Source organism: Commensalibacter communis, assembly GCF_947179105.1.
Classification (GTDB): Bacteria; Pseudomonadota; Alphaproteobacteria; order Acetobacterales; family Acetobacteraceae; genus Commensalibacter; species Commensalibacter communis.
The window spans coordinates 418,735-432,330 of sequence record NZ_CAMXCK010000002.1 but is presented as its reverse complement, the minus strand read 5'-3'; the positions used below and the strand labels follow the sequence as shown (position 1 = coordinate 432,330).

General features: G+C 37.4%; 9 protein-coding genes. 6 read left to right on the top strand and 3 right to left on the bottom strand.

What is annotated here, in order from left to right:
• The first annotated feature begins 379 nt into the window (after positions 1-379).
• Positions 380-1,414 carry a TIGR04086 family membrane protein gene (locus PQG52_RS06635; RefSeq protein WP_271828609.1) on the top strand — a complete coding sequence of 345 codons (1,035 nt, stop codon included), beginning with the start codon at positions 380-382 and terminating at the stop codon, positions 1,412-1,414.
• A gap of 84 nt (positions 1,415-1,498) precedes the next feature.
• Here PQG52_RS06635 and PQG52_RS06630 read toward each other — a convergent pair whose 3' ends face one another.
• A complete protein-coding gene (locus PQG52_RS06630; RefSeq protein WP_271828608.1) occupies positions 1,499-2,887 on the bottom strand; it encodes a sugar porter family MFS transporter in 1,389 nt (462 codons plus the stop codon).
• A gap of 196 nt (positions 2,888-3,083) precedes the next feature.
• Here PQG52_RS06630 and phrB point away from each other — a divergent pair, with 196 nt between their 5' ends.
• Positions 3,084-4,499, top strand: a complete 1,416-nt coding sequence (gene phrB / locus PQG52_RS06625) for a deoxyribodipyrimidine photo-lyase (protein WP_271828606.1) — start codon at positions 3,084-3,086, stop codon at positions 4,497-4,499.
• A 91-nt stretch (positions 4,500-4,590) separates the two neighbouring features.
• On the opposite strand, the gene PQG52_RS06620 is transcribed toward phrB, so the two are convergent.
• Positions 4,591-7,296, bottom strand: a complete 2,706-nt coding sequence (locus PQG52_RS06620) for a Hint domain-containing protein (protein WP_271828605.1) — start codon at positions 7,294-7,296, stop codon at positions 4,591-4,593.
• 174 nt (positions 7,297-7,470) lie between these two features.
• Positions 7,471-10,077: an ATP-dependent chaperone ClpB gene (gene clpB, locus PQG52_RS06615; RefSeq protein WP_271828603.1), complete on the bottom strand. Its 2,607-nt coding sequence runs from the start codon at positions 10,075-10,077 to the stop codon at positions 7,471-7,473.
• Positions 10,078-10,510: 433 nt separating this feature from the next.
• On the opposite strand from clpB, the gene PQG52_RS06610 reads away from it, so the two are divergent.
• Genes PQG52_RS06610 through PQG52_RS06595 form a run of 4 tightly spaced genes read left to right on the top strand, consistent with a single transcriptional unit; the run spans position 10,511 to position 13,554 of the window.
• On the top strand, positions 10,511-10,759 hold the full coding sequence (locus PQG52_RS06610; protein WP_271801444.1) for a FeoA family protein: 249 nt from the start codon (positions 10,511-10,513) through the stop codon (positions 10,757-10,759).
• 4 nt (positions 10,760-10,763) lie between these two features.
• On the top strand, positions 10,764-12,614 hold the full coding sequence (gene feoB / locus PQG52_RS06605) for a ferrous iron transporter B (protein WP_271828602.1): 1,851 nt from the start codon (positions 10,764-10,766) through the stop codon (positions 12,612-12,614).
• 11 nt (positions 12,615-12,625) lie between these two features.
• Entirely contained in the window at positions 12,626-12,841 is a 216-nt protein-coding gene (locus PQG52_RS06600) for a DUF6587 family protein (protein ID WP_271790691.1), read from the top strand.
• Between the two features lie 14 nt (positions 12,842-12,855).
• On the top strand, positions 12,856-13,554 hold the full coding sequence (locus tag PQG52_RS06595) for a hypothetical protein (RefSeq protein WP_271828601.1): 699 nt from the start codon (positions 12,856-12,858) through the stop codon (positions 13,552-13,554).
• Positions 13,555-13,596 lie beyond the last annotated feature (42 nt).

The window sequence follows — 13,596 nt, the reverse complement described above, 5'->3', positions numbered from 1 at the left end:
CCGCTCCGGTAAAAACACTTCTATACAAATTGAATAGAAGCGTCAATAAGATTCTTAACCTTTTTTTAAGTTTTTTTAAAAAATATCGTTTTCTAAAAAAAATCAATACCTTACTCGATATACATCCTCCAAATAAAAACGAAGAATCTAACCTTTCATAAAACTATCCTTTCTAAAACTTAACAAATAGTTAATTTCATTAATTAATATTAATGAAATAGTAAATATTAAACAATTTTATTAATAAATATGTTGAATAATTGACACATATTCAATTTTTATAAGTAAATTTACAATAATTACTATTTTAAATATGTATTTTTTATAGATTATATTGGAAGAATAATTTTGATTCAATTTATTTATTTAGGAAACATTAATGGCCATTCATAACATTACAAATCTGCAAAAACGCATCTCATGGGGCAGTATCATTGCCGGTGTATTTGCTGTTATTGCTGTGTATTTTGCATTAATGATGCTCAGTGCTGGGGTTATTTCCCCTCAAACTTCTGATACAGCAAGTCATATTGGTAAATCTTTCCTTGTATGGACAATTATAGCAACGTTGGTAAGTCTTGCTTTGGGCGCATTCATCGCGGGTCGTTTAGCCGGCAGCGATGGTATTATCCACGGCTTTTTAGTATGGGCAACTTCTCTTGTTATCAGTGCTATTCTGAGCTCTGTTATTATAGGAGGAGTTATTCAGACTGTTGGGACTGTTGTTGGTTCAACGGTTTCAGCAACTGGCAGCATGATTGGTGGTGCAGCCTCTGCAGCAGGATCTGGCATTGGGAAAACAGCTGATCTAGGTCAAAAAATCTTTGGCCAAATGGATATTAACACTAATATCGACACCAATAATCTTGATAATGTTGATGAAAAAATCAAATCCGTTTTGAAGAAAAGTAATATCCCAACTTTGCAACCTAATTATCTTAAACAACAATTAAATGATGCAAAGAATGAGTTAACACAAACAATTAGAGATATTGGTTTTAATCCAAACCAAGCAGACACCCTGATCTCTCAACTTGTCGAAAAACTTAAAAAACGCGCGCAAACTATTGCACAGCCTATTGATCGTGAACAAATAGAAAAAACAATTGCTGATAACTCTGAATTAAACAACAAAGAAGTTCATCAAGCAATCAACAACTATATTACAGCACACAATAACGCCATTAATGAAGTTGACCAAAGAATTAATAGTTTAGAAGGCAATCTACAACATGCAAAACAAACCTATATTTCTTTGAAAAATGAAGCGAAAGCAAAAGCTGACCAGGCTGCAAAAACAATGTCCAGCATGGCTCTATGGGGTTTCATTAGTCTTGTAATTGGTGCAATCGTAAGCTCTTTGTTTGGACTATGGGGAACGAGAACTCGCGAAGATACAGTTTCTCAGTCATAAATTGTTTACTTAATATATTATAGTATTAAAAATATTGTTAAGGGGAAAATATCTTATATATTTTCCCCTTAATAAATTTAAAGCCTACTTTTGTTGATAAGGATAAAATTTATTTGCTTTAAGTTCACCTTCAATTTCTTCTAAAGATTTCCCTTTGGTTTCTGGAACCAAGAAAATAATAAAAATCACTGACACAATAGAAATCAAGGCATATAACCAGAATGTATATGTCGCTCCCAGTGCAGTGACTAAGCTTAATGTTGTTAAAGTAACAATCAAATCAAAGAACCAATGACTAAATGATCCTAATGCTGCGCCTTTACCGCGGACAAATAACGGATATACCTCGGCATTGATTAACCAAATACAAACACCAAACCCCCCACAGTTCAACATTAAATATGCTGCAAGACAAACAACAACCATGATTTTACTGAAATCTGTTTGAGGGCCTGCGCCCATGAACAAAAACCCCATTAAAATTAGTGCAACAATAGATCCAGGAATAGTCCATAACAAATAGCGGCGGCGACCTATCTTATCGACTAATATACTACCAACCATGGTCATAATAACAATCAAAATTGTACTACAACCTGTTCCTAAAATTGCTGCTTTTTCAGTAAAGCCTGCAGATGTTAAAATTGTGGGCGCATAATAAATTAACGCATTATTCCCTGTAATTTGGGAAAACATGGCAATCGATGCGCCTACAATCACCGCAGGCCTGATCCAAGGTTGAGCAAGGTCCTTCCATGTCCCTTGAGGCTGATTAGAAACGGTATGGATCTCGTCCATTTCAGCTTGGACAATATCGCTATTTGTACGCAAGCGGCTTAAAATTGCGATTGCTTCTTGATCTTTATGTTTCATCACCAACCAACGCGGGCTTTCTGGTAAAAAGAACATACCTGCAAGTAAAATAAGTGCCGGAACAACACCCAGACCAAACATCCACCGCCAGTGATCACCTAAAACAAAACCACTGAAATAAGCCACTGTAATGCCAAAGACAACCATAAACTGGAATAATACGACCATCTTACCACGATGTTCTGGTGGTGCAACTTCGGCAATATAAACAGGAATAATTTGAGTTGAACTACCTGCTGATAACCCTAAAACAAACCGCGATAGAATCAAAAATTCTATGTTATGTGCAAATGCAGAAGCCAAAGACCCCAACGCAAACACAATACCCACGGCGACAACCATAATACGGCGCCCAAATTTATCTGATAAAGGCCCCGTACCCAAGCACCCAAATAGTGCGCCAAAAATAATTCCACCCGTTACTAACTGCTTGCTGAAATCATCCAATGCAAATTGTTTACCCAAACCAAGTAAAGCAACCCCAATCACCCCAGTATCATAACCAAATAGTAACCCACCCAAAGCAGCAATCACAGCAATGACAATGACTACACCATTGTTTTTGGACGCATGTGTATCATGATGGACAAATGTTGTCATGAATACTTCCCTATAAAATACGTTTTAAATAATATGAATTTTGAATGCGGATAAAATAAAATGTGCATACTCAGATATAATATTTTATCTTTATTTATCATTTTATATTATAGTTATTTGTTAAAATATTAAAATAATATTTACTCCATAATACAATTATCAACATATTGTGTATTAGGCAAACAAAGGTATCAACATGAAAACAAATCTGGTCTGGTTTAGAAACGACTTACGTGTTCTGGATAACCCTGCATTAAGCAAAGCATGCGAAGATAAAGATGCCTCTGTTATTGGGCTTTATATTGCCACACCACAGCAATGGAAAGCACATGACATGTCAGCAAGGCAAGCCTGCTTTATTCATGATCGGTTAATTGAGTTACAAAAAGAACTTGCTGCATTAAATATCCCTTTGCTTTTTCAAACTTGCGACGATTTTACAGACAGCATCGATGAAATCGTTCAGCTATGCAAAAAACATGCCGTTGATCAAATTTTTTATAATAATCAATATGAATATAATGAACGTAAACGAGATCGTTTATTAAAAGATAAATTAGACCCTGATATCAAATGCTTTGAGTTTGATGGAAACCTCTTTAGCACTCCATTGACTGTTTTAAATGGTCAACAACAAATGTATAAAGTCTTTACACCTTTTCGAAATGCATTTTTAGATCTATTTATACAAAACATTCCCAATATACATAGTAAACCTGAACCCAGAAAAAAATTAACAATAAAAGCAAATAAAATCCCGGCGCTTGATTATCCCAAAGAGGATTATGACTTTTTTGTTCCTGATATACAAAAATCTTTGGAAAAACTTGAAGAATTCTGTGCTGAAAAAGTTGAAGATTATACCGAGAAGCGTGATATTCCTAGCCTTGACTATACCAGCCATCTTTCCGCTTATCTCGCATTAGGGGTGATATCCGTCAGACAATGCTTCCAATATTTGGTTCAAGAATATCCAGACTTTTGGGAAAAACAAAAAAGTGGCGCATTTACATGGTTTAACGAACTGATTTGGCGGGAATTCTATCAGCATTTGATCGTCGCCCACCCTTATTTATGCAAACACAAACCATTCATTGATTGGACGGATCGTATCAAATGGAAAAATAACCCAGACCATTTTGAGCAATGGAAGACAGGAAATACTGGATATCCTATTATTGATGCAGCCATGCGACAACTCAACCAAACAGGCTGGATGCATAATCGATTACGCATGATTACAGCAAGTTTCTTGGTCAAAGATTTACTGATTGATTGGCGTTGGGGTGAACGCTATTTTATGTCACAACTTACAGATGGGGATTTAGCTGCCAATAATGGTGGTTGGCAATGGGCCGCATCTACTGGAACGGATTCCACACCTTATTTTCGCATTTTTAACCCAACCACCCAAGGGCAACGCTTTGATCCCAAAGGTGAATTTATTCGACAATGGATACCTGAACTTGCAAAAGTACCAGATAAATTTATTCATGAACCTTATATATGGATAGAAAAAAAAGGAGAATTGATTGACTATCCTCAACCTGTCATTATTCATGATATTGCCAGAAAAGAAACACTGGAAACTTTTGAGACAGCAAAGCGATAAAAAAATTAAAAACAAGATAGTAATGTTCATTACTAACATTACTATCTTTAAAAAAACATCGCATCAATTAAACTATTTTTAAATAATAACTTTAAACAGCTATTTTTTCTTCTTCAACAAGATTTTCTTCGACGATATAAGGCCCTGCACTAATAATCTGAATAGTAATTTCAAATTCAGAATCTGCATGGTAAACATCAAGCGGTAAAAAAGCACAACCCGTTGTCCATCGACAAGGAGATTGCTCTACTACAGACCAGCCTTGCAACTCGTCTTGTTGTAAATATCGTGTCACAAGATCGGCCCCAAATTCATTTGAAACAGTAACGTGACCAACCAATACACCAAGGAAACGACGGTCGTCCACAAAAGGACCAATCACATCACAAGGGCGACTTTTCCTAGAAACAAGATAAACATTTTTTGTGTTTGCTGGCAATTTAAAGATTAAAACATTATTCTCTGCTCTGTTTTGGCGAATTTGTTCACCATCTTCTGTTAATAAGTATAAACCATGATCGTTTGATAAAACAACGTTATTGCTATTCTGAATCAAAATCTTTTGTTTATCTGCACGCTTTACCAAATTATTAAAAACTGGTTCTACAAAACTACGTCCTACCATCAGCGGGGCTGCAGCATCTTTATCCCAAGATTTAACTTGAGGATCGAATACAACAACTTTCTGATCTCTATTAAACGCATGACGATTGCCAGTGTTTAAGTAACTTTCCGTTAACATCCCATCCGCCCAAATTACAGAATGGTCTTCGGTTTCAATATGATAATATTCATAAGACATCATAGAATAATCATAAAAAATAGAACGACCATTCACCAACATTCGAGCAGGGACAAAATACCCATCAATAAAAAGACAATGCTCGGCAGTAATCAGTAAATCTTTATTAGGAACATTTTTCTTAAAAGCATTCTTCAAAATACGCACTGGATAGCCCGCTTGGTCATCAGGCAACCTCGCATTCACACGTGCAGTTTGTTTCCCAACCCAAATTACTTTCTTTTTTACTTTTGCTTTACTTTTCGGATCATAACTTAATACGGTATCCCCAACTTGAATATCTTCAACCGCACAAACCCCTTTAGCCATTTTAATCATCGTGTCCGTTAAGAAACAAACAATCATGGTTAAGTTGCCATTAACATCACTGCCCAATGTATATCCTGTTTGTTTAATCCCAATCATATTCAATGTCAGAGAAGTGCCATCTAATAATTTTAAAGTAATATGATCATCATCAGGATACGTCACAGAAGAAACATTAGCAGCTTGTAACCCATCAACAGTCACTTTATCCGAGAAATCACTTCCTAAACCAGAAAAATTACTAATTACCGTTGAAACACTCGTATTTATACCAGCAGTATATCCAGAAATAATCAAACCACTATTATTATTCCCAATTAAATCAACAGAACCACCATTTGATAACCCAATAGTCACCCGACCACCAGGATTTAACATCACATTTCCTTCTAAAACACCACCATTGGCAATAGATAAATATCCACCTGAAACAACAGTATTGCCATCGATTATTCCTCCTGAAAATACAACCATTGATCCAGTTTGAGAGATAGTAGTATCGCTTGCTAATCCGCTTGAAGATACATACTGTATACCTTTATTATAATAACCAATAATGGTGCTATAAGCTTTTCCCCCAGACAAAATATGTTGCTGCCCATAATCTACACGAGTCCTATTAACTATACCGCCATCACTAATGTATTGCTTTCCTCCCAAATAAACGTCGATATCGTTTACCACACCTCCTGAAGAAACATATTGTATGGCACGACCATCATTGATTATACTACCAGCACCATTCACAGTTCCTGTTATTTTGCCACCATTAACAATTCCTCCATTCAAAACATACTGAACCGCCCCATAATCCTCATAATAAGTAATATATGAATACTGTCCCCAAGGATTATACTTACTGATCTTACTAATGTAACTCAACCCTCTTGCTGATACCGTTACATTATTGACTATTCCACCACCAGATACATACTGACGAGTTTCTTGCATAAATGAGATAATTGAAGTGTCTGTATATCCACCTGTACTCACCACGCTTAATACATCTGAATTACTAAAATTTCGAACATCACCTGAATTCATTATTCCACCTGATATTACCTGAGTAGCTCCACCATTCACAATAATATTACGAACCTCTCCACCTGATAATACATACTGCGAAGCTGACAATCCTTCAATGGTTGTGTCCCTGACAACACCACTATATATATATTGAATGCCCCTTACCATGGTGGAAAATACGTTTCCCCCATAAACGTATTGCACTCCCCCTTTTAATACTTCACTAGCACTTACAGCAACTCCATTACTTGCTACCCAAGAGCCTGAAACTATTCCATTGTCATAAACATATTGTACCCCACCACTTATTATTTTTCCGTTATAAATAGTACCACCTGATATATATTGCACCCCACCGCTATATACCGACGTATTAATTGCACTACCTCCACTATAAACAAATTGGCTGCCAACATATACCGTAGCATTCCGATCTACACCACCAGAAGAAATATACTGCACCCCACCATTTAGCGTTAAATAAGTGGAACTGCCTCCTGATGAAACAATGATTTCCTCACCACTATTAATTGTAGAATTGGTAATCGTCTGACCTGCATTCACACGAATGGTATTGGTTATCATTGCAGCTCTGGGAATAACAAGATTTTGAATATTATAAATAATATTGTCACTAGTATTTTGGCTTGTAATTTTAGACACTTATTTTCTCTTTTTCGAAATAATGAAAGATGCAAATTAATTCTGTTTGATTATTATTAACATATAATTATTTTTGATGAATAAAATTCATCTTTGTGAGAATAAAAAAAGTAGGGATTATAATAACCCCTACCTTTATTCTTTAAATTATTTAATTGAGTAAGAATATTCTGATTAACTTAAATCAGAGCCTTGCTGACCTTTAATTGTTAACCCTTTATCATTGGCACTGACGGGAATATTTTCACCATCATAGACATCACCTTGTAAAACCAACTCAGCCAACTGATTTTGAAGATTCCGTTGAATGACCCGTTTTAATGGACGAGCTCCATAAACAGGATCGTATCCAGCTTGCTCCAACCAGCTATGGGCTTTGTCATCAAGATCCAATTTAATCTTACGATCAGCCAAAAGACTTTGTAAACGACCCAACTGAATATCAACAATCTTCGCCATATCCGCTCTTTGCAAGCGACTAAACAGAATAATTTCATCCAAACGATTTAAAAACTCTGGACGGAAATGTGAACGCACAACCTTCATAACGTCAGCTTCAACCATATCCGTTGTTTCACCATCTGGTTGATTAGCTAAAACTTCAGAGCCAAGATTACTGGTTAAAATAATCATCGTATTTCTGAAATCAACGGTACGTCCTTGACCATCCGTGAGGCGACCATCATCAAGCACTTGCAGCAAAATATTAAACACATCTTCGTGCGCTTTTTCAACTTCATCAAACAAAATGACTTGATAAGGGCGACGTCTAACCGCTTCGGTTAATACGCCACCTTCTTCATATCCAACATAACCAGGAGGCGCACCAATTAAACGAGATACAGCATGTTTTTCCATAAACTCGCTCATATCAATTCGCACCATTGCTTTCTCATCATCGAACAAGAAATCAGCCAATGCTTTGGTTAGTTCTGTCTTACCGACCCCTGTTGGGCCTAAGAATAAGAACGAACCAATTGGACGATTGGGATCTTGTAATCCCGCACGCGCACGACGGACTGCATTAGATACGGCTTTCAATGCAGCCTCTTGGCCAATGACACGTTCACGAAGCTCATCTTCCATACGAAGTAATTTCGCACGTTCACCTTCCAGCATTTTGTCCACTGGAATGCCTGTCCAACGTGAAACGACCCCAGCAATCTCATGATCGGTCACGGCTTGAGAAACCAGCTGCCCAGCCTCTGGATGTTCGTTGTTCTTGCTTTGTGTATCTTCAATTTGTTTTTGCAAATCAGGAATGGTGCCATACATCAACTGAGACGCTTTGGCTAAATTCCCTTGACGTTGAGCAACTTCGACTTCAGAGCGCGCTTGATCCAATTGCTCTTGTAATTTCTGCACTGCATTAACTTGCTCTTTTTCTGCATGCCAAGCAGCCGTCATTGCATCAGATTTTTCTTCCAATGCAGCGATTTCACTTTCTAAGGTTGCCAAACGTTCTTTACTGGCAGAATCTTCCTCACGCTTCAGCGCTTCACGTTCAATTTTTAATTGAATTAAACGACGATCAAGTTCATCCAAAGCCTCTGGTTTACTATCAATTTGCATCCGCAAACGACTGGCAGCCTCATCAACTAAATCAATCGCTTTATCAGGCAAGAAACGATCTGTAATATAGCGATTAGATAACGTAGCAGCGGCAACCAAGGCACTATCTGCAATACGAACCCCATGATGCAATTCATATTTTTCCGCAATACCACGCAAAATAGAAATTGTATCTGCAACCGTTGGTTCACCCACAAATACAGGTTGGAAACGACGGGCTAATGCTGCATCTTTTTCGATGTATTTACGATACTCATCCAATGTCGTCGCGCCAATACAGTGTAATGTACCACGAGCTAATTCAGGTTTAATTAAGTTAGACGCATCCATCGCCCCATCAGAACGACCAGCCCCAACAATCGTGTGCATTTCATCAATAAATAAAATGACTTTACCTGCTGCGGTTTCGACTTCTTTCAAAATCGCTTTTAGTCGTTCTTCGAACTCGCCACGGTATTTAGCACCAGCAACCAAGGCTCCTAAATCCAAAGCCAATAATTGTTTATTTTTTAGTGCTTCAGGCACGTCTCCGTTAACGATACGAAGCGCCAAACCTTCCACAATTGCGGTTTTACCCACACCGGGCTCACCGATCAACACGGGATTATTTTTTGTCCGACGTGCAAGCACTTGAACGGCACGACGAATTTCTTCATCACGCCCTATCACAGGATCAAGCTTACCTTGACGTGCAATTTCCGTCATATCTCTTGCATATTTTTTCAACGCATCAAAAGAGGCCTCGGCATTTGCACTATCAACCTTTCGACCCTTACGAATAGCGTCAATTGCATGGGATAAATTTTGTGCAGAAACACCATTTTTCTGCATCGCATACCCTGCAGGCGTATCCGAGGCTGCAATTGCCAATAATAGACGATCTTGAGCAACATACGAGTCACCTGCTTTGGTGGCTTCTTGTTCAGCACTATCCAAGACACGGATAAGTTCTGGCGTTGCTTGAGGTTGCCCAGCCCCACCACCTTGCACTTTTGGTAAAGATTCCAAAACATGCTCAACCGCACCTTGAATAATTTTCGGATCACCACCCGCAGCACGAATTAATGACGCTGCAGCCCCTTCATTATCATCTAATAATGCTTTTAATAGATGTTGAGGGGTTAATTGCTGATGAAATTCACGAATAGCAATCGTCTGTGCAGCTTGCAAAAAACCTTGTGACCGTTCGGTAAATTTTTCTATATTCATATTTTTTGTCCCTTTATTTTAGGCGACAAGCCTATATTTTCAATAACGCCCCTATCATTAGGCAACGTCTCTAATCATTATAAAATAGGTAAGTATAATTATAAAAATAATAAGAGCTCTTCTAAAGCATCAAAATGATCATTTTGACCTCATCTCTATTATTTATTCTAGTAAAGAAACCTTTCATCTCTTCTACTGTGTTTAATATACATCAAATATCATCATGAATGAAGAAAAATATTATTCAATATCAATTTTTTTAACAGTATCTTTATAGATATCCTACATAATCATCTTAATGATAATTATTGATCTAATTTAATCGATGATTAAAACTTTCTGACATATTCACCCAAAAATAATGACATATGACAAAAAATCTGCCAAAATGTTAAGAACGAAAATCATTATTAATATTTTGGCCATTTTTATTATGAGCACATTCAGTTTAAACACTTCATCCCCTGGGAAAAGTTGCATCGTCGATCACGTCGAAGATTTACAGACTCCTGATCCTATTTCAAATCGTTTACGCGATTTAGGTTTTGTTTCAGGTGAAACCGTTAAAGTTATCGCTTTTGGTCCATTTGGCGCAAATCCAATTGCAGTACAAGTTGGCTCCACCCGTTTTGCCTTGCGTCGCAATGAAGCCGCAAGAGTAATTATTCGTGCAGATTCATAAAATAATGACAAATTTAAACAAAAATAATTATTCAAGAATAGCTCTGGTTGGTAATCCAAACTGTGGAAAAACCGCCTTATTCAATCAACTTACAGGCAGTCGCCAAAAAGTTGCCAATTATGCTGGCGTTACCGTTGAACGTAAAGAAGGTCGCTTTACCAGCCCCCAAGGGCGTGCAATCACTATCATCGATCTTCCTGGTGCTTATAGTTTGAATGCAACCAGCCCTGATGAAGAAGTAACACGCGATATGTGTATGGGTAAATATCGCAATGAAGCTGCACCTGATGCATTAATCTGCGTGATTGATGCAACGAATTTACGGCTTCATTTACGTTTTGCCTTGGAAATTTGCCGTCTGAAACGACCAACAATTATCGCGATGAATATGAGCGATATCGCCAAAAGACACGGCATTGAAATTGATATTCCTAAATTAGAATCACTTTTAGGCGTGACTATTGTTCCAACCATTGCAACGCAAAAAAATGGCGCTAAAACATTATTAGATTCTGTTGATAATGCTTTTAAAATTCCAACAATTGAATTAACCGATGGAACAGACTTACATGTTGAAGTCAGAAACCTTCTTCTTGAATGTGTAAAAAATACCTCTCAGACCTCTACTGCTTTTAATGAGAAAGTTGATCGCTGGGTTTTACATCCAATTATTGGTCCGATTATTCTTTTAGTTTTACTTTTCATTATGTTCCAAGCCGTATTCTCTTGGGCTCAACCATTTATGGACGGAATACAGGATCTTACAACATGGCTAGGGCAGCAGATTGCACATTTACTTCCTGAAGGTATCTTACAAAGCTTGATCGTCGACGGTATTTTTGCTGGCGTAGGAACAACTTTTGCTTTCCTTCCTCAAATCTTGATTTTGTTTTTATGGATTTTATGTTTAGAGGAATCTGGATATTTACCCAGAGCTGCATTCTTACTGGATCGAATTATGGCTTCTGTTGGATTAAATGGACGGTCTTTTATTCCTCTTCTCTCCAGCTTTGCTTGTGCTATTCCTGGAATCATGGCAACCCGTACTATCCCTAGCGCAAAAGATCGCTTGGTAACTATTCTTATTGCTCCCTTAATGACTTGTTCAGCACGCTTGCCTGTTTATGCGTTGTTAATTGCAGCCTTTATCCCACATAAGACAATAGGATATATCTTTAATTTACAAGGTCTGGTGCTGTTTGGATTATATTTCCTCGGAATTGCTACAGCATTTCTAGTTGCGCTTATTCTCAAAAAAGGCAAGAGCAGCTATGAAAACTCACTATTGTTAGAATTACCCTCTTACCGTTTTCCAAATATACGCTCCATTATTTTTGGCTTATGGCAACGCATTGAAATCTTTGTTTCCCGCGTTGGGAATATCATTTTAACCGTTAGTATTTTGTTATGGGCTTTATCAAGTTTTCCCAAACCACCTGCCGGAGCAACTGGACCTGCTATTGATTATAGTTTTGCAGGCATAATCGGACATTGGATTCAACCATTCTTTGCACCAGTTGGATTTAATTGGGAAATTTGTGTTGCATTAATTTTGGGACTAGCTGCACGCGAAGTCGCCATTACCTCACTTGCAACGGTTTATGCTGTCGGTGCTGTTGATACAGATGCACCGACACAGCTTATTCACTTTTTATCTTCACAATGGAGCATCGCAACAGGCCTTGCGTTTCTGGCATGGTACGTCTTTGCCCCGCAATGTTTCTCTACACTTGCTGTGATAAAAAAAGAAACTGGCTCTTGGAAAATCGTTATTGGAACCACCGCTTATCTGTTCTTCTTGGCTTATTTTAGTTCTTTTGTCACATGGCATGTCGCATCATTACTCTTTAAATAGGAGGATATACTATGCAAACCATTATTGTTGTTTTTATCGTTAGCCTTTGCGTTTTATTTTGGATCAATCGTTTCTTTCCAAAAGTTGGAAAAACGCTATGGCAAGGGTTGGCTAATATGTTAAAGCTAATCCATGCACCTACTGTTACACAGCAATGGGCATTAAAACATTGCGCCCCAAGTAAGAGCGGATGTAGCTCTTGTGATAAATGCAGTAAGTGTCATTAAAAAAGAAATGTTTCATGGGTAATAAGCTTATCAGACAGCTTGAACAAAATCTGCCTGCTGAAATAGCAATTCCACATGAAATGAAGATGCTATATCAATGGATAGAAGATCATAATCTATTCATTGATACTGATACTCATCGAATAGGTTTTTTATATCCCGATGATGAATTAAAAGCAAACTGGACAGACACTAAACGGGATGGTGGAACCTGTGTAGAATTTTGTGCCAGCCTCAATGAATCAGCCCCATGTTGGTTTGGTTTTAACAACCTAAATGATCAAAATCATCAAGAAAAAATAAAAGAAATACAACAACGATTATATATTTTTGGGCAAACTGGTGCAGAAGGTTCACAATGTGCATTCTGGTTAAATGATAAAGCTGAGCTTAAAATCGTCCATATGGGATCAGGATCAGGTTCAATCTTATGCTGTGTTTTAGCAGAGAATGCGCTGGACTTTCTGAGGCTCCTCGCCATTGGATATGATGAGATTTGCTGGGATGAAGAATTTCCGTATCCACCCAATATTTATAATCCTAAATTCTTTGTAAGCCCAAATATCGCATTTCAAGACTGGGTTAAAACAACTTTTAATACAGAAATTCCCAAAATTGCTTTAGAGATTGTAAAACGCCCAACTAGGATGGATGATGAGCCGTCTCAGGATGAATTCTATAATTGGTGTAATCAATATACAAATTGGTATTAATTATTATCAATATCTAAAGCATAGGAAATACGATTAAATCAG